This window comes from Caballeronia sp. AZ7_KS35 (assembly GCF_023631045.1).
Taxonomy (GTDB): Bacteria; Pseudomonadota; Gammaproteobacteria; order Burkholderiales; family Burkholderiaceae; genus Caballeronia; species Caballeronia zhejiangensis.
Map to the genome: position 1 here is coordinate 73,744 of NZ_JALQDV010000063.1, position 17,982 is coordinate 91,725.

A 17,982-nucleotide genomic window follows, 5' to 3' on the forward strand; every position below is an offset into this window, starting at 1 on the left:
CGGGCCGCATCAAGCCGGACGGCCGAAGCGCTCCGTTCCCGCGATGGGGTGCCAGTTCTGGAGCGGCGTCGCGTAGTGCATGGTGAAGGTGCGCTCCATGAATGCCCAGCGGCCTTCGCGTCGCTGATAGATGTCGCGGTATTGGCCGCTCACCTGGAGCGTGCCCTGATCGACGTCGTAGAAAAGACAGTCCGCCGCTACAAGGCCGTGGCCGTTGTCACCGTCCACCGTGATTAACGCGTTCGCCATCCAATGATGCATGTGGGGCATGCGCTTCATGTTGATGCGCGCTTGCGCCAGGATCGCCTCCAGGCCATCGGAGTTGCCGTTCGCGCCCAGGTGCAGTCGCGAATCGGGATGCCAGAGCGTGGCCAGCAGCTCGATATTCATGGTGTCGAACGCCTCGGCGTAGTTGGCGATCAGCGCCTCGATGGCGAAGCGGCTTTCGATGGCGTCAAGACGTGCTTCGAGTTCTTTGGACATTGGCTTATTCCATACCGAATGGTACACAAATAGCTAAAAAAATGCGGGATTCGTGTGATGACCCCGCGCGGCTCCGGCTTTACATACCGAATGGTACATATTTAAAAGAATACGGAAGGCTGTGTCAACCGCTTTCTTGAACGGCCCGCTGACATGCACCAGAGGTGCCAGCTCGCGACTTGCAACGAAATTATGTATCGACTAGTATGTATATTTCGACTGAAGGAGATGTTCATGGTTCAGCGGGGTCGGCCACGCACGTTCGACCGCGATGCGGCAATCATTTCGGCGATGCATCTGTTCTGGGAACATGGCTATGAATCGACGTCTTTGTCGCAGTTGAAGGCCGCGATCGGCGGGGGCATCTCCGCGCCCAGCTTCTATGCGGCCTTCGAGTCCAAAGAGGCGCTGTACAAGGAGGCGCTGGAACGATACATGGAGATTTACGGCAAGGTGACGCGCAGTCTCCATGACACGTCGCTTCCGCCACGGGAGGGCGTGTTTCTGGCGATGCTTCGGTCGGCAAGGATGCAGACCGAGAGCGGCCACCCGAAAGGCTGTATGGTCGCGCTAGGCGTTGTGGGGGCCAGTTCCACCGGCAGCGAAGCCGTCACTCAGTTGCTTCGTGACGTGCGCAATCGCACGCGCGCTGGCTTCCGCGCCTGCGTGGCACGGGGCATCAAGAGTGGGGAGCTGCGCAGCAGCACGGATCCGGCGTCGCTATCCATTGCGCTCGACTGCTTTTTTCAGGGGTTGTCCGTGCTCGCCCGCGATTCAGTCCGGCATGCCGTCATCGAGAAGGCCGTGAACGACGCGATGGGGATCTGGGATGCCGCAGTAGACCGGCCGATGCCGCAGTAGTAGCGCGTGGTGCCGTGGAAGGCACCGATGCATATCATCACGATCGCCCATTCCCGCCGCCGCGCATGTACCGCTGTTAGCACCGGCAACACGCGGCCGGCCTCGTATATGTCGCGATACTGCTTCCGCTGTCCGTTCACGCGCTTCCAGATGACAAGGTAATCGCCCGCGTCATTCCGCAGGGACTCGGCCATCGGCCTTGCTGTCGCATCCGAATGAGGATGACCGGAAACTGGCGGGGATAGCGCTCTCCGCGCTGTATTCGACGGGGCGCATGGCGCATGGCGAGCGGCAGAGCGCGTCGTCTCCCTGCTTTCGTTTGAAGGATGTCTGTCGGCCGAATTTGCGCCGACGCTCCGCTCTGCGTGAAAGAGCCGACAAAAAACTTGACTATACGAGCATATGCACCTAATCTCCATCTTAAGAGAGCATATGCTCTCACTTTCAAACGGAGCGAAGCGATGAACAAGCCTGAGATTCTTGTGAGCGGTGCAACCGGACGGACCGGAGGCAATGCTATTGACGAACTGCTCGAGATGGGCAAACGCGTGCGGGCATATGTGCGTACGGATGACGATCGAGCGGAAGCGCTGAGGCAGCGCGGCGTCGATGTCGCGGTCGGGGACTTTACCGACATCGACGATATTCGGGCAGCGATGGAAGGCATCCGATCGGCCTATTTCCTTCATCCGATTGCGCCGGGAATCATCGGGGCCGCGGCCTATTTCGCGCAGGCAGCACAGGAAGCGGGCGTCACGGCGATCGTCAACATGTCGCAGATTTCCGCGCGTCGGGAATCGATGAGCCACGCAGCACAGGATCACTGGGTCTCCGAGCGAGTCTTCGATTGGTCGGGTGTCGCGACTACGCATTTGCGCCCGACGTTCTTTGCCGATTGGCTCGTCTATCCGCATTTCGCGCGGGAAATCTGGGCCACAAAGAAGATCGAATTTCCGTTCGGCAACGGCCGTCACGCGCCTATCTCCAGCGACGATCAGGGACGCGTGATCGCCCACATCCTCGCCAACCCCGAAGGCCACGAGGGCAGGACCTACACGCTCCACGGCCCCGTCGAGATGAATCACGTCGAGATCGCAGCCAAAATGAGCGAGGTTCTCGGCGCCCGGATCGAATACGCGCCGACTTCCATCGAGGAGTTTCGGATCAAGATGGAAACCCTATACAAGTTTCCGCCGTTCCTCACGCAGCATCTGGTCGAAGTCGCGCAGGACTATCGCGACGGCATTTTCTCGGGCACTAACGACGCCGTCGAGAAGATCACCGGGAAGCCGCCGCTGTCGGTCCAGGAGTTCGTCGCGAAGTATCGGGACGCCTTCGTGTGAACAGGTCCTTGAATAGCTATCGCCGCACTTTCGCACGACGCGCGCGTAAGCTTCTCGCAATTAACCGAATGAGGAGTGCAACGGATGTTGCCAGTAAATAAGCCGCTCGGCATCGATCAATGCAACTGCTTCGCCGTGAGGAAGGCGAGCAGGCAGATTTCCCGACTCTACGATAGCCATCTCGAGCCCTCGGGTCTGCGCATCACGCAATTCCTCACCCTGGCCGCCCTGCGCGAAGTGGGAAGTACCCCGGTCAACGCGCTTGCCGAACGGCTCGATATCGAACGAACCGCGATGGGGAAGATGGTGGGCTTCCTGGAGCGCGACGGTTTCGTCACGATCAAGCCCTCGCCCACCGATGGCCGAAGCCGCCTTGTCGAACTCACCAAGGAGGGACGGCGCCTGCATGAAAGAGCAGCCCCTCTCTGGCAGGAAGCGCAACGGGAGTTCGAGCAGTTGAACGGTGCGGACAACGTGCTCGCGTTACGAGAACGGTTGAGAGGGGTACTCATCGGCGACGTGTCGATGCGTTCGTCGGAAGACTGAGCCTTCCGATGCATTGCGGCAAGAACGTCATTCGTCAAGCACGTGTTCCGCAACCAGATCACCGCACATGTCGAATCAATCGCGCAAACATCTTTCCTGCACGCCGGCACCGGCCACCCCCGGTCCGGCCTGCAACGCCAAAGACCCGCACGCGAGAATGAGGCCGACACCACACACTCCCGGCCATTGCCATACGCTCCACGCCCACACGCCCAGCAACGAACCGAGCGCGCCGCCCGCGAAGCGAATCGTCATATACAGCGTGTTAATGCGGCTCATCGCATCGCTCCTGATACTCATGCTGCGTGCCATGTTCGCGACGTGTGCGCTTTGCAGCCCGAAATCGAGAAGGATCACGCCGGCGATCAGACCGGCGATACCGTAGCCCACCCACGCGAAGATTGCGAACGCCATGAAGAAAATTGCGGAGCTCGCCAAAACCACAAGACGCGGATTGCGCTTGTCTATCAGCTTGCCCGCTCCCGTCGAGGCCAGCGCTCCGACCACGCCCACAAGTCCGAACAGACCGGCGATCTCGCTGCCGTAATGCGCATTCATGCTGCGCAAATGAAACGTCAGCGTGACCCAGAATGCGCTGAACGCAGCGAACTGAAGGGCCGCGATCGCCGACGTCCGACGCAAGAGCGCCTCTTCGCGGATCAGCGTCCATAGCGAACCCATCAGGCGTCGGTACGTGCCCGACCAAGTCGGCGTCGAGCGAGGCAGCCTGTGCGACAGTACGGCGGCCGTGACAAGCATCGCTGCGGATGCAAGCCAGTACACGGTCCGCCATCCCCAATGCTGGGCGATCGATCCGGATACCGCGCGCGACATGAGGATGCCGGATAGCAATCCGAACATCACGATGCCGACCGCTTCGCCGCGTCGCTCGGGTCCTGCAATTTGCGCCGCGAAGGGTGTGAGCAACTGCGGCGCGACGCTGGTAAGCCCGGTCAGGAAACTGGCGGCCACGAGCCAGTCGAGTGTCGGTGACACTGCCACTGCGGCGAGTGCGAGGCTCGAGATGCACAGCAGCGTGCCCAGTATCGAACGTCGATCGAGCTTGTCGCCCAGCGGAACGAAGAGCAGAAGTCCGAGCGCATAGCCGGTCTGCGTCGCAACCGATGCTGCACCGGCTGCGCGCTCGGTGGTGTGAAACGTGAGCGCGAAGTCGGCGAGCAAGGGCTGGTTGTAGTAGTTGTTCGCGACCACGATGCCCGCCGCCGCGGCCATCAGCCAATACACCGACCGTTTCATCTCTGTGCTCCTCAGGCTGCGCCCCGCCTTTGCTATTCCGTTTGCGACGAATGTAGACTATTCCGGATTTCGCCAGTATCCCTCTGATGCGGCAATCACCCTTGCTGAATACGGAAGAGCCGAATCATGGACCGCCTCGAAGCAATGAACGTCTACGTGCGGGTCGTCGATGCCGGTAGTTTGTCGGCCGCCGCGCGCGCGATTCCGATGTCGCTAACTTCGGTCAGCAGGCACATTTCGGCGCTGGAAGAGCATTTCGGCGCGCAACTGCTTCGACGCACCACACGCCATCTCGCGATGACCGACGAAGGTCGCATCCTGTACGACCGCGCGAAGGCAATCCTTGGCGAAGTGGATGAACTCGGCAGTGCGATGTCGGCGGGGCGTGGCAAGCTCTCTGGCCGCCTACGGCTCAGCGCGCCGAACCTGCTCGGCCGGCTGGTGATCGCGCCACTTTTGCCGCGCTTTCTCGAGCTTCATCCGGACGTGGCTGTTGATCTCCTGCTCGTCGATCGTGCGGTCAATCTGGTCGACGAGGGTCTGCATCTCGCCGTGCGCATCGGGCGTCTGCCGGATTCGAGCCTCGTCGCGCGCAAGCTCGGCGACATTCAGATGGTGACCTGCGCAGCGCCCGCGTACCTCGCGCATCGCGGCACGCCTCATACTCCCGGCGATCTGCGCAAGCACGACTGCCTCGTCTTTTCAGACGCACCTGGGGCCGTTGACTGGCGCTTCGAGTCGCGTGCGATGCGCACGCGCGTCAGCGTAACGGGCCGTCTGTGGATGAATAGCCTGGACGCGCTGGTACTGGCGTCGATTCAAGGTGCCGGGATCGTGCGCGCGCCCGCATGGCAGGTCGCGGAGCACGTCCAGTCGGGTCGCTTGCGGCCCGTCCTGGAGATGTACGCACCGCCCGCAACGCCGGTCCACGTGCTGTTTGAACGCGTGAAATTGTCGTCGCCGAAAATCCGGATCTTCGCCGACTATCTCGTCGAACATTGGCCATCCGCATGACCGTCTTGCGCCAGGCAAGCGACGCCGCGCAAGTTCAACCGATCCGAACGCTGTCGAGAATCTCGTCTGAACCGGCCTCGAGCGGAGCGAAATTGGTCGAGCGCACATAATCCGGTCGCGGCTGCTCTACTTCTTCAGGCTTGTTCTTCACCTGGTTGTAGACGATATAGGCCTGCCATCGATCGTCACCGGACAGGTTATGACCCGAAGCATGCACAATGTTCGCGTCGAAAAACACGACTGTTCCCGGGCGGCCGATGATAGGCACGGCCTTGGGATGGCTCGACAAAATATCGAGCATGGTCGGCTTCGGTACCACGTAGAAGCGATAACCGGTTGCCTCGTCGAACGTCGGATCGAGCGAACCCAGTTTGTGGCTCCCCGGGATGAAGTAGAGACATCCGCCCATTTCGGTCGGCTGGTCGAGCATGACCAAGGCAGTTGTCATCCGCGGCTCTTTCACGCCGTCGATATGCCAGGTGCCGAAGTCTTGATGCCATTGCCAGACGGAACCGTCGATTGCCGTCTTCAAATTGCACTTCGTGTGATAGACGTAGAGCTGGTCATCGTCGATCAGTTGTTGTGCCGGCCCGAGCAATCTGGGAGAGCGCACTGCGGCGTGAAAAACCGCCGATGCCGTCGGACTTTCTGTCTCGTGAACCTTGTAGATGGTTTTTGCAATGCCGCCCGTTTTTTCCCGGACAAGATGGTCGGTGTCAATCTTCTGGATTCGGCGCAACTCGCTCTTCATATGCGCAATTTCTTCTTCTGAGAAAAGCTCCGGCAGAACAACGAATCCATCGCGCTCGTATGCTTCCAACTGTGACGCGGTAAGTTTCATGAGGGGTCTCCTGACTTGTCGGCGCAATGTCACGATCGTAAGACCGGTCACGTCCAATGTAAAAGATATAATAAGTTGCGTATCGATACCTCAGAGGTTCCACATGGAACTGCGTCATCTACGCTACTTTCTGGTGGTGGCACGCACACTCAACTTCACGAAAGCGGCGGATGAACTGCACATGGCGCAGCCGCCGTTGAGCCGGCAGATACGCGATCTGGAAGAAGAACTCGGCGTAGCGCTTTTTGAGCGACGGGGCAAACGAGTGTTTCTTTCGTCGGCGGGCCAGGTCTTCGAAGAACGGGCCAAGCGAATCCTGATGGAAACGAACTCCGCGATCGTGGATTCGCAACGCGCGGCACGAGGGGAAGTCGGCCGGGTGGCGGTGGGGTTCTTCGAGCACATCGCGTATACGCTGCTGCCGCCGCTCTTGCGCGAATTTCAGCAGCGTTATCCCGCGGTGACAGTCGAGCTTCGATGGTTTTCCTCCGCGGAACAGATCAATGCGCTCGACCGAGGGGACATCGATCTGGCGTTCGTCCGCTCTTTGCCGCCTGATACGCGACTGAACAGCGTCTTGTTGCTTCAGGAGCCGTTTTACGTTGCTATCGCCAAGGACAACCCACTCGCAGCAAAACGGCGGATTTCCATCAAGGACTGCAGGCAGTTGCGCGTCATCAATTACCGGAAAGATGTCGCGCCGGACTATCACGCCACCATCAACCAGTTGTGCGCGCTTGCCGGATTTTCCCCATCCACGAGCTTTGAAATGGGGCAGATCTACGCTTCGCTTGGCCTCGTAAGCGCCGGGTTTGGCGTGACGCTCGTACCGGCGTCAGTTCAACGAACGCACATGGACAACGTCGTCTATCGTCCTCTGCGCGAACAGCACGCGAAAAGCGAACTCTACCTCGCGTGGAAGGAACCCGGTCCGCCCCCCGCGCTAGGCTCTTTTGTTCAACTAGCGCGCGAGATAGCCGCGCACTACCCGCGAAAAGCGAAGGTCGAGTAAGCGCGAAGCGGTACGGCGTCAATGGCGATGAACAGGTTGGTTTTGAAAAAGGGAAAATGTCGGCGAACCTGCTCTGCTTTGCGGCCACCCTATGCGACGCTGATGCGATTGCTCGATCGCCACGCATTCGGCAAGATTCGGTGATCGCTTCGCCCGACGTCATCCAGCACACCGCCTGCATCGGCGCGCACTCATACGTTTGCAACGTTCGCCATCGTCTCCAAGAAGGTCGACATGAATTTCAGGTCCTTACAGTGCTTCGTCATTCTCGCGGAGGAACTGAACTTCAGCCGCGCGGCCGAGCGGCTGCATATCGCGCAACCGGCGTTGAGCCAGCAGATCCGGCTGCTGGAAGAGCGGCTCGGCACGCAACTCGTCGATCGCGCGAGACGCCCGCTGCGGCTCACCGAGGCGGGCCACTATCTCTGCACCGAAGCGCGTCAGATTCTCGGCTCGTGGGAACAAGCCAGTCTGGGCGCGCAGGAAATCGGCATCGGGCGGCGCGGCTGGCTGTCGATCGGGTTCACGCGGTCCGCGATGTACAGCATCCTGCCGCCCGCGCTGAAGGCGTTCCATCACTCGTATCCGGAAGTCGAGCTCAAGCTCTTCGAGATGCTGACCGAAGAACAGACCGATGCACTGCGCGACCTGCGCATTCATGTCGGGATCGGACGTCAGCCGCTCGACATCCCCGGTTGCACGTCGTATCCGCTGCTGCGTGAACATGTGGTGGCCGTGCTGTCGCCGGATCATCCGCTGGCGGGCAGGAAGAAGGTGCGTATCGCCGAACTCGAAGATACGCCGCTCATCGTGTATCCGAAGCATCAGAACGCGCAGTTCAAGCGCACCGTGCAGTCCTTGTATCGCGATGCGGGCGTCACGCCTTTCATCGCTCATCAGGCTTACGAAATCCAGACGGCGATCGCGCTCGTCGCGGCGGGGCTCGGCGTGACCTTCGTCGGCGAATCGGTGGCGCGGCATGGACGCACCGACGTCGTGTTCCGTCAGCTCTCAGGCCCGGGTGCGTCGCGCTGGTCGACGCTCGCCGCCACATTCCGCACGGACGACGATTCGGCGCATCTGCGTGCCTTTCTCGCATGCCTTCCTCCGCCGCTGACCGGCGCCGCACTATAAGAGAACGCTTATAGAAGCATAAGGAACGCGTCTTGGACGCGGGCCGGCGCGCTACTTATCATCGATTTTCATGTCCTGGGCCGGCATGCCTTACGCGCAGCCGAACGGACAGACGAGCGGCGCAGGCCGTTTGTAAAGCGAGGCCGCAGAGCCTCGCGATCCGATGAAAAAGAACGTGGAGACGGCATGGCCCCATTCAACGAAGCAGCAACGATGCGAAAGGTATACGGGCGGCTCATGCCCCTGCTCTTCGCGATGATGTTCTTCAACTACCTCGATCGCATCAACATCGGCTTTGCCGCGCTCGACATGAACAAGGCGCTCGGCTTCAGCCCCGCCGTGTTCGGCTTCGCAGGCAGCATCTTCTTCGTCGGCTACATGGTGCTCGAGGTGCCGAGCAATCTGCTGCTGCATCGCGTGGGCGCGCGCCGCTGGATCGCGCGCATCCTGCTCACGTGGGGCGCGGTCGCGGCCGTCACCGCGTTCGTATTCGACGACAAGAGCTTCTACGTGCTGCGCTTTCTGCTCGGCGTCATGGAAGCGGGTTTCCTTCCGGGCGTCGCGGTCTATCTGACGAAGTGGTTCCCCGAGCGCTATCGGGCGCGCGCGGTCGGCGGCTACATCATCGCGGGATCGTTTTCCGCCGTGCTCGGCGGCCCGATCTCGACCGCGCTGATGACCTACGCGAACGGCATCCTCGGCCTGCAGGGATGGCAATGGATGTTCATCCTCGAAGGCATTCCGGCGATGCTGCTCGGCCTGCTCACGCTGCGCATCATGACGGAGCGCCCCGCCGACGCCGACTGGCTCGCCGACGACGAAAAGCGCTGGCTCGAAACGACGCTCGCGGCAGAGCGCGAAGCGGTCGGCGGCAACGCGCACTTCCCGCTGCTGCGCGTGGCGGGCGATGTCCGCGTATGGAGCCTCGCGTGTCTCTTCGGCTGCGCGCTCGTCGGCATCTACGGGCTCTTTCTGTGGCTGCCGCAGATCGTCAAGAGTCTCGGTCATCTGAGCAACATCGAAGTCGGCTTTCTTTCCGCCGCGCCGCCGCTTCTCGGCGTGCTCGGCACGTTCATCATCAGCCGCAGTTCGGACCGCACGGGCGACCGCAAGAAGCATCTCGCGTTCGTCTACGGCATGAGCGCACTCGCGATCGCGGGCAGCGCGTATGCGCCGAATCCGGTCGTCGCCTATGCGCTGCTGTGCGTGACCGGCCTCTTCATCTACGCAGGCAATCCGCTGTTCTGGAGCCTCGCCTCGTCGTTCAGGACCGGCGCGGCGGGCGCGGCGACCATCGCGCTCATCAACACGATCGCGCAGTTCGGCGGCCTCGTCGGGCCGTGGAGCATCGGGCTCGTGCGCAACGCGACGGGCAACTTCAAGCTCGCGTTGCTGACGATCGCGGCGTTCCTCGTCTTCGCGACGATCATCGCGCTCGTCATGCGCGTGAAGCCCGCCGACGACGAAGACACTTCGCTGCCCGCATCCGATTCGCACGAAGCGGGCGCACAACGACAGGAAAACCACGCATGATCATCGATTGTCACGGTCACTACACGACCTCGCCGCCGCAGCACGAAGCATGGCGCGCGCAGCAGATCGCCGCGCTGAAGGACGGCGCATCGGCGCCGCCGCGCCCCGCCATCTCCGACGATGAAATCCGCGAAAGCATCGAGAACGGCCAGCTTCGCATCCAGCGCGAGCGCGGCACCGATCTCACGATCTTCTCGCCGCGCGCCGCCGGCATGGGCCATCATCTGGCGACGGCGGAGGCCAACGCGGTCTGGTCGGAAGCATGCAACGACCTCGTGCATCGCGTCGTCGAACTGTTTCCGCGTAATTTCGTCGGCGTCTGTCAGTTGCCGCAAGCGCCGGGCGTGGCGCCCGAGAATTGCATCGCCGAACTGCGCCGCTGCGTGGACGAGCTGGGTTTCATCGGCTGCAATCTGAATCCCGACCCTTCGGGCGGGCACTGGTCCGGGCTGCCGCTCACCGACCGCTCGTGGTATCCGCTCTACGAAGCGATGGTCGAGCTCGACGTGCCCGCGATGATCCACGTTTCGTCGTCGTGCAATCCGAACTTCCATGCGACCGGCGCGCATTACATCAACGGCGATACATCGGCGTTCATGCAATTGCTCCAAGGCGATCTGTTCGCGGATTTCCCGACGCTCAAGTTCGTCATTCCGCACGGCGGCGGCGCGGTGCCGTATCACTGGGGACGATATCGCGGACTCGCGCAGGACATGAAGCGGCCGCTGCTCACCGAATATCTGCTGAACAACGTGTTCTTCGATACCTGCGTCTACCATCAGCCGGGCGCCGAGCTGCTCGCAAAGGTGATTCCGGCGAAGAACATCCTGTTCGCGTCGGAGACGATCGGCGCGGTGCAGGGCATCGATCCCGAAACGGGTCATTACTTCGACGACACGCGCCGTTATATCGACGCGATCGAATGGCTCAGCGACGCGGATCGCCAGCGCATTTTCGAGGACAACGCGCGCGCGGTGTACGGACGGCTTTCCGCGCAACTGGAACGGCAACCATCGAACGAAGGAGCGACCGCATGAATCCGGCCGGATGGCGTGAATACGAATCCGCGGCTCAGGCGAGCCCCGCGACGCTCGCCGCGTTGCGCGAGCTGGCGGTATCGCTTCTGAGCGACAACATGGCCCGCGTGAGCGGCACGACCGGACTGCGTCCCTATCATCGTCCGAAGCCGATGGCCGGCACGGCCGTCACGGTACGCACGCGCGGCGGCGACAATCTCGCGATCCATCGCGCGTTCGACTACTGCCGCCCCGGCGACGTGCTCGTCATCGACGGCGCCGGCGAGCTCACGCAGGCGCTCATGGGCGACATCATGGCGAGCTTCGCGCAGAGCATCGGCGTGCAGGGTCTCGTCATCGACGGCGCGATCCGCGATGTCGGCGCGCTCGGCCAGCGCGACTTTCCCGTGTACGCGCGCGGCGTCACGCATCGTGGGCCGTACAAGAACGGGCCGGGCGAGATCAACGTGCCGGTAACGGTCGGCGGGATGGTGGTGAATCCGGGTGATATCGTCGTCGGCGATGAAGACGGCGTGCTCGCCATCGCGCCCGCCGACGTCGAAGCGGTGATCGAAGGCGCGCGCAAGCAGGCGGCGAAGGAAGCGGCGGCGCTCGAGTCGATCGCGGAAGGCCGTTTCGATCGTGCGTGGGTCGCGGTTCAACGCGACCGCATGATGAACGGCTGACGCCTTGCCGAACCGCCGCGAACGCGCGCATGATGGCGCGTTCGCTTCATCGACTATCGACCGCCATGCCCGACTTTCTCGACGCCGCCGCGCTCATCGACCTCGCGCGACGCGCGCAAGCCCGCGCGCCGCAACCCTGCGCGTGCACGAAAACGCCGCTCGACGGCTGGCAATCGCAGCCGCTGTCGCTCGACGAATCGCAGTTCCGCGAGATCGGCACGCTGTTACCGGAGCACGATCCGGAGCCGACCTTCGCCGAATATCTGCCCGGCAAGACGAACTACTGGTCCGCCGATGCGCCCATCGCGCCGCGCTTCTTTCCGTATAACCGCTGCGGCGTCTGGGAATGCTCGTCCTGCGGGCGGCTGTATCTGCGCTACACGGAAGGCGGCGGCTACTTCGTCGATCGCAGGATTCGCGCGGTGCGCGCGGATCTGATCGAAGACGTCTCGCCGTGACAATGCGCGCTCGCGCAGGAACGTCCGTTTCGCGCGAGCACGCATTTCAGCCTCAACTCACCGCATCCTTCACCTTCTTGCCATCGGGCCGTCCGAGGCCGGTGCAGGCGTCCCATCCGGCTGTCGCGTGGAAATCGTCGTTATTGCCCTTTGTGATGTCGACGAGCGCCAGCGGGTCCTTGTAGAGATGCGGATTGATATACCCCACCGGCGCGCCCTTGATCGCGTTGATGCGCGCGATCAGTCCGGCCCATAGCGGCGCGACCGCGCTCGTTCCGCCGATCACCATGTCGTGACCGTCGACGCGCACTTCGTAGCCGGTCACGGGATCGGCATTGCCGGCGACATCGGGCACGCCGCGCATCGCGAGCGGACTGTGTGCGCCGCCCGCGCGCGTGACCCGCAGCCCTTCCTGCCACGCGGGCAGCGCGAAGAACGAGCTCACGCCGCCGCCGGTCGCGCCGCCGTTGGCGCCGTCGTTCCATACGGTCTCGCTAGCGATTCCGTTGCCGCTCGCCTGCAGCGACGTGCCGCCGCAGCCCAGCGCATACGGACTGGACGCCGGGAAATCGACGTGATCCGCGCCATCGCCCACGCCGTCGCCGGAACCGTTGTCGCCGGATGCCGCGCAAATCGTCACGCCGAGCGCCGCCGCCGACTGAAACGCCTGATCGAACGCGTTCATCGCCTGCTGCGTCCATGCCGATTCCGGACCGCCCCAGCTGATCGAAATCACCGACGGCTTGTTCTTCGTGTCATGAATCGCGGTGCCGATGGCGTCGATAAAACCCGCGTCGGTGTTGGGCGCGAAATAGACGACGATCTTCGCGCCCGGCGCGACCGCGCCCGCGACTTCGATATCGAGCATCACTTCGCCATCGGGACCGTTCGGATCGCCGGTCGGATGATTGCGTCCGTGATCGACCGAAACCGCGGTCACGGACGGCGCCTTCATATTCAGCGACGCGAAATACGTCTTGAGATCCGCGGGACGGTAGCCGCCGCCCAGCTCGATGATCCCGATGCATTGATTCTGGCCGTCGCCTTGCGGGAAGTCATAGAGCGACGCGAGTTGCACGGGCGTGAACGTCGACGCGCCCGCTGCGCGCGCTGTCCAGCGCACGTTGCCCTGCGCGCGGGTCCGGAAGCTGGGCCGCGCCTGCGGACGGTTGTCGAGACCCATGACGGCATCGACGACGCCGTTCAGTTCATCGGGCAGATGGATCGGTCCCGTGCGGCCGCGATAGGTGCCGCCGTCATGTTCGTACTGTTGCAGGCTCACGCCGAAGGCCGCGTCGAACTGCGCGACCGTGCCGGAGAGCACGACCGCGCGCCGCGCCTCGTGACTCTCGACGACCGACAGTCCGTGCTTTTGCGCGAACGCATGGACCGCCGCCAGGTCCGCGCTGTCCGCGCCGAAATGCTTCGTGAACTCGTCGTGATCGATATGCTTCGCCGACGCGCCTTGCGCCGCGAGCGCGCTGATGTGCTTCTCGAACGCATCGTGCGAGCGCCGTCGAACGAGCATGGTGACCTCCAGACGTTCGTTCGGGTCTGCCTTGCCGATGGGCTGCGCGTCCTTTAAACACTCGCGTTCGCTTCCGTTGAGCGGATGGTTTGCCATGTCTGAACACTCCTGAGAAACGCCGCCGTCGTGGGTTGCGTTTTCGATGCCTCGCGGGCGGCGGGCGGGCATCGGATGCCGTGCGATACGCGCTTATTGACCGCCGAAATAGATCTGCTTCATCTCCTGCGCTGATGCCGGGCGCATGACGGCGCGAGCGCCCGTCGCCGACGCGCCCGACATCGCGCCGCCATAGCCAGTCGCGTCGTTCCGGCTCGATACGCGCGCCTCCGCTGCCTGGATCGCCGCCGGATAGCCGGGATCCTCGCCTCTGCCCGGGTAGTAGCCGGCCTGCTCCAGTTGCTCGAGCTCGGCGCGCACCTGGGCGCGCGTGAGCGCCGCGTCCGTCTGCGCGAGCGCGGCAATCGGCAGCGCAAGCGCGGACGCCGCCGCGAGCGCCATCAAAATCGGTTTCATGATGATCTCCTTGGTGATGCGAAAGTCCGTGACGCGGACGTGCTCGTCCGCAGATGAAAGACGATCACCGATGGAAAAAATCGCATTCTTCGTTGCGCGATATGAACGCGATGCGCGCGAAGGGCAACGCCTTCGCGAATCGTCCGTAGAATCGCGTCAGAATAATGCTGCGCGAAAAGCTGCAAGGAGCTAACGATGTCACAACGAAACACTGACGAGGCGCTTCGTCGCATGGCGTCGATCGTCGCGCTGGTGTTCGCGCTGGTGCTCGTCGTGTTGAAGGTGTGGGCCTGGTTCGCGACCGGATCGATTTCGCTGCTCACCGCCGCAGCCGATGGCCTCGTCGATGTCGTCGCGTCTTCGGTGACGTTCATGGGTGTGCGCTATGCCCTGCGCCCGGTCGACGAGGGGCACCGCTACGGTCACGGCAAGGCCGAAGCGGTGGCGGCGTTCGTGCAGGCGCTGCTGCTCACGGGCGTGGCTGTCGGACTCGGCATCGAATCGGGGCAGCGCGTCGTGAATCCCGAACCGTTGAATCAGACAGACTTCGGGATCGCGGTCATCGTCGTGAGTACGCTTGCGGCCATCGGACTCGTGCTGATGCAGACGTGGGTCGTGAAGCGCACGGGATCGACCGCCATCGCCGCCGACCGCGCGCACTATGCGACCGATATCGCCGTGAATATCGCCGTGCTCGTCGCCCTGCTGCTCGATCACTTGCTCGACTGGCCACGCGCCGACGCAATCGGCGCGCTGTGCATCTCGCTCTACATGCTGTGGAACGCGCGCGGCATGGCGGTGGCTGCGCTCGTGCAACTGCTCGATCGCGAACTGGACGATCCCGAACGCGCGCGCATCGCGGCGGCCGTGACGGCGGTCGAAGGCGTGCAAGGCGTGCACGACATCCGCACGCGAAACGGCGGCGATCGCGTATTCGTCGAGTTCCATCTCGAAGTGGCCGGCGAGCTGACCGTCGCGCAGGGCCACGCCATCGCCGATGACGCGGAAAGAGCCGTGCAGCGGCTCTTTCAGGCATCGGACGTCACGGCGCACGTCGAACCGGCGGGCATCGTCGACGATCGTCTGGACGACCGCGTGCTCGGCACGGCATCCACCGCCGGCCACAAGTGATTGCATCGGTTCGTCGTGGCGCGGCGCACGCGGCATCGGCTGGACAAAATTACCGCGTCGGCGCGTCGGCCGACGCCCGCCGGCTTCCGGGCGCCTAAAGCTCCTGAATCCGGCTGACGTAAACAAGGCGTGATCTTCGCTAAAAGCAACGCCGAGCCCGCTGCCCGTTCATCGAGAGCCCGCGTCATCAACGTAATGTCCCAGTCTCCCCAATCCGGATCGTCCAGCACCGTCGCCAGCGGCGATCGCTCGCGACAGGGGCACAAGACCGCGCGAAATCAGGAATTTCTCGCTTTCTTTCTGTCCACGCGGAGCGACCGCGCGACGCTCTCCTGGCCCGTTCTCACGCAGATCGGCCTCGCGGGCCTGGGCGTCGGCGCGCTCTGCTACCTCGCACTGTCGTTCGTGTCCGAAGGTGCGGCTTCCTGCGCGGGCGTCGTCTCGGGCGCGATCGCGTTCGCGTTCTTTTTGCGTCTTGCACGCCGGAGCGCCGCGCGCGCGAACGCCACGACCGCGCTCGCAAAAGCGCTTCTCGACGCCAATCGCGAATGCCTGAAACTGCTCGACGCCGATGGCCGCATGGTCCGCATTTCCGAATATGGCGCCGAACTCATGGAAGCGAGCGCGCCCGAACAACTCGCCGGTTCGAACTGGCTCGGCTTCTGGTCCGGTGAAGACGCGACCGCCGCGCACGATGCGTTTCATGCCGCCATGAGCGGCGCACGCGCGACATTCCGAGGCAGTTGCCCGACCACGTCGGGCGCGCCCAAGACCTGGCATTCGCGCCTCATTCCGATAGAGAACGGCGACGGCGGCGTGGAAGGCGTGATTTGCGCCTCGCAGGACATGACGCAGCAGGCGGAACTCGCCGCCGCGCTCTGCGCCAGAGAGACGCTGATGTCGGAGATGGAGGCGCACGTCGGCCTTTGCTTCTATTCCTATAACGCCGATTTCACGGGCTTTCATCACATCAGCGCGGGATGCGCAGCCGTCTTCGGCCTGGATGCGCAAACGTTTCGCGAGTCGCCCCAGGCCTGGATGGCGCTCGTGCTGCAGGAAGACCTGCCGCAACTCACGGCCGCGATGCGCCGGATCGCCGAATCGAAAGTCAGCCAGAAGGCGCTATACCGCATCCGCCGTCTGGACGGCAATGTGCGCTGGATTCAAAGCACCGGATCGCCCGTTCTGGACAGCGCGGGCAATGTGGCGCGCATCGTCGGCATCAGCGAGGATGTCACGGCGGAGCAGGACCGCCTCGCCGAACTCGACCGCCTCGCCTTCACGGATTCGCTGACCGGTCTCGCGAATCGCGCCGCGCTCATGTGCAGGATCGACGAGCGATGCCGCAAGCAGGCGCCCTTCGCGTTGATGTTCATCGACCTGGACCGTTTCAAGGTGCTCAACGACACGCTCGGTCACACGGCGGCGGACCGGCTGCTCAAATCGCTGAGCAGGGTCATCCGGGCCGCGTTGCCGGCCGATGCATTTCTCGCACGTCTCGGCGGCGACGAATTCGCCGTGCTGATCGACGGCGCGAAGCACAAGGACCCGCTCGCCGAGATCGCGCGCGCCACGCTCGATGCGCTCGTGCAGGCGGATCAGGCACACCGCGCCGGCACGATCACGGCGTCGATCGGCATATCGGTCTTTCCCGAAAACGGGGCGAATCGCGAGACGCTTCTGACGAGCGCCGATATCGCGATGTATGCGGCCAAGAAAGCCGGACGCAACGGCTACCGTTTCGCCGACAAGGATTCGAGCGAACGCATCGTCGATTTCGAACTCGAGCGCGACCTGCCCGCGGCGCTCGCCAAGAAGGAGTTTCAGCTTCACTACCAGGCGATCCACGAGCCGCACACGCGCGAGGTCCGCAGCGTCGAAGCGCTCATTCGCTGGCGGCATCCGGAGCGCGGGCTCGTCTCGCCGGGCGTCTTCATTCCCATTCTCGAAGAGAGCGGCTTCATCGCCGAAGTCGGCGCATGGGTGATGGACGACGCCCTGCGTCAGCTCGCGCTATGGCGGCAGGCCGGCGCGCGCGCGCTCGGCGTTTCGGTGAACGTGTCGGCGCGACAGTTGCGCGACGCGACCATCGTCGATGTCGTCGACGAAGCCTTGCGCCGCCATGCCCTGCCCGCCTCGACGCTGCAACTCGAACTCACCGAGAGCGCGCTGATGGACGACCCGAGCCTTGCACAGCGCACGCTCGGTGCGTTGAAGAAGCTGGGCGTGCGCATCGCCATCGACGACTTCGGCACCGGCTATTCGAGTCTGCGCTATCTGGCTGATTTCGCACCGGACTGCGTGAAGATCGACCGCTCCTTCATCACGCGGATGGAATCGGATCAGGCAACGCGCAGCATCGTGTGCGGCATCATCCAGATGTGTCACACGCTGGGCCTGAGCGTGACGGCTGAAGGCGTCGAGGAAACAGCGCAACTGGAATTGCTCAGGCATGCGCAATGTGACTTCGTGCAAGGCTTCCTGCTGAGCCGGCCGGTCGCCCCCGACGACGTGCTCGGGCTCCCGATCGCCACGCCGTCCGCATTGATAGATTAGGAAAGGAACCGCGAAATTCGCGCGCTTGCTTTTCCTTTCGGTGAACCCTAACCTTACGCCGAAGTTGTGA

At 63.1% G+C, this 17,982-nt stretch carries 17 protein-coding genes; 12 read left to right on the forward strand and 5 right to left on the reverse strand.

Going from position 1 to position 17,982, the window contains the following annotated elements:
* Positions 1–9: 9 nt before the first annotated feature.
* A complete protein-coding gene (locus tag NCT05_RS33685) occupies positions 10–483 on the reverse strand; it encodes a nuclear transport factor 2 family protein (protein WP_250504356.1) in 474 nt (157 codons plus the stop codon).
* A 234-nt stretch (positions 484–717) separates the two neighbouring features.
* Here NCT05_RS33685 and NCT05_RS33690 point away from each other — a divergent pair, with 234 nt between their 5' ends.
* The 3 genes from NCT05_RS33690 (at position 718) to NCT05_RS33700 (ending at position 3,233) form a co-directional block, all read left to right on the forward strand.
* Complete coding sequence (locus tag NCT05_RS33690) at positions 718–1,344, forward strand: TetR/AcrR family transcriptional regulator (RefSeq protein WP_250504357.1); 627 nt, start codon at positions 718–720, stop codon at positions 1,342–1,344.
* A gap of 461 nt (positions 1,345–1,805) precedes the next feature.
* Entirely contained in the window at positions 1,806–2,687 is an 882-nt protein-coding gene (locus NCT05_RS33695) for an NmrA family NAD(P)-binding protein (RefSeq protein WP_008345404.1), read from the forward strand.
* 84 nt (positions 2,688–2,771) lie between these two features.
* Positions 2,772–3,233, forward strand: a complete 462-nt coding sequence (locus NCT05_RS33700) for a MarR family winged helix-turn-helix transcriptional regulator (protein ID WP_008345403.1) — start codon at positions 2,772–2,774, stop codon at positions 3,231–3,233.
* 75 nt (positions 3,234–3,308) lie between these two features.
* On the opposite strand, the gene NCT05_RS33705 is transcribed toward NCT05_RS33700, so the two are convergent.
* Positions 3,309–4,490, reverse strand: a complete 1,182-nt coding sequence (locus NCT05_RS33705) for an MFS transporter (RefSeq protein ID WP_008345402.1) — start codon at positions 4,488–4,490, stop codon at positions 3,309–3,311.
* Between the two features lie 126 nt (positions 4,491–4,616).
* Between NCT05_RS33705 and NCT05_RS33710 the strand changes: the two genes are divergently transcribed.
* Entirely contained in the window at positions 4,617–5,504 is an 888-nt protein-coding gene (locus tag NCT05_RS33710) for a LysR family transcriptional regulator (RefSeq protein ID WP_250504358.1), read from the forward strand.
* A 34-nt stretch (positions 5,505–5,538) separates the two neighbouring features.
* Here the strand turns inward: NCT05_RS33710 and NCT05_RS33715 are convergent, their stop codons facing one another.
* Positions 5,539–6,345: a phytanoyl-CoA dioxygenase family protein gene (locus NCT05_RS33715; RefSeq protein ID WP_250504359.1), complete on the reverse strand. Its 807-nt coding sequence runs from the start codon at positions 6,343–6,345 to the stop codon at positions 5,539–5,541.
* Positions 6,346–6,448: 103 nt separating this feature from the next.
* Between NCT05_RS33715 and NCT05_RS33720 the strand changes: the two genes are divergently transcribed.
* From NCT05_RS33720 to NCT05_RS33745, 6 genes are all read left to right on the forward strand, one after another.
* The gene (locus tag NCT05_RS33720; protein WP_008345399.1) at positions 6,449–7,357 is read left to right on the forward strand and encodes a LysR family transcriptional regulator; all 909 of its coding nucleotides are present in this window, start codon (positions 6,449–6,451) and stop codon (positions 7,355–7,357) included.
* Between the two features lie 234 nt (positions 7,358–7,591).
* Positions 7,592–8,491 carry a LysR family transcriptional regulator gene (locus NCT05_RS33725; RefSeq protein WP_175982437.1) on the forward strand — a complete coding sequence of 300 codons (900 nt, stop codon included), beginning with the start codon at positions 7,592–7,594 and terminating at the stop codon, positions 8,489–8,491.
* A gap of 186 nt (positions 8,492–8,677) precedes the next feature.
* Positions 8,678–10,024, forward strand: coding sequence for an MFS transporter (locus NCT05_RS33730; RefSeq protein ID WP_250504360.1), 1,347 nt, complete (start codon positions 8,678–8,680; stop codon positions 10,022–10,024).
* On the forward strand, positions 10,021–11,061 hold the full coding sequence (locus NCT05_RS33735; RefSeq protein ID WP_250504361.1) for an amidohydrolase family protein: 1,041 nt from the start codon (positions 10,021–10,023) through the stop codon (positions 11,059–11,061). The genes NCT05_RS33730 and NCT05_RS33735 overlap by 4 nt, the downstream gene beginning before the upstream one ends.
* Positions 11,058–11,726 carry an RraA family protein gene (locus NCT05_RS33740; RefSeq protein ID WP_008345394.1) on the forward strand — a complete coding sequence of 223 codons (669 nt, stop codon included), beginning with the start codon at positions 11,058–11,060 and terminating at the stop codon, positions 11,724–11,726. The genes NCT05_RS33735 and NCT05_RS33740 overlap by 4 nt, the downstream gene beginning before the upstream one ends.
* 65 nt (positions 11,727–11,791) lie before the next feature.
* Entirely contained in the window at positions 11,792–12,184 is a 393-nt protein-coding gene (locus NCT05_RS33745) for a hypothetical protein (RefSeq protein ID WP_033535664.1), read from the forward strand.
* A gap of 52 nt (positions 12,185–12,236) precedes the next feature.
* Here NCT05_RS33745 and NCT05_RS33750 read toward each other — a convergent pair whose 3' ends face one another.
* Together NCT05_RS33750 and NCT05_RS33755 are read right to left on the reverse strand one after the other, a co-directional pair.
* Complete coding sequence (locus tag NCT05_RS33750; RefSeq protein ID WP_008345391.1) at positions 12,237–13,808, reverse strand: S53 family peptidase; 1,572 nt, start codon at positions 13,806–13,808, stop codon at positions 12,237–12,239.
* A 93-nt stretch (positions 13,809–13,901) separates the two neighbouring features.
* Positions 13,902–14,225, reverse strand: coding sequence for a DUF4148 domain-containing protein (locus tag NCT05_RS33755; RefSeq protein WP_250442119.1), 324 nt, complete (start codon positions 14,223–14,225; stop codon positions 13,902–13,904).
* A gap of 195 nt (positions 14,226–14,420) precedes the next feature.
* On the opposite strand from NCT05_RS33755, the gene NCT05_RS33760 reads away from it, so the two are divergent.
* Complete coding sequence (locus tag NCT05_RS33760) at positions 14,421–15,356, forward strand: cation diffusion facilitator family transporter (protein ID WP_033535665.1); 936 nt, start codon at positions 14,421–14,423, stop codon at positions 15,354–15,356.
* A gap of 195 nt (positions 15,357–15,551) precedes the next feature.
* Positions 15,552–17,912 carry a putative bifunctional diguanylate cyclase/phosphodiesterase gene (locus tag NCT05_RS33765; RefSeq protein ID WP_250504362.1) on the forward strand — a complete coding sequence of 787 codons (2,361 nt, stop codon included), beginning with the start codon at positions 15,552–15,554 and terminating at the stop codon, positions 17,910–17,912.
* Positions 17,913–17,982 lie beyond the last annotated feature (70 nt).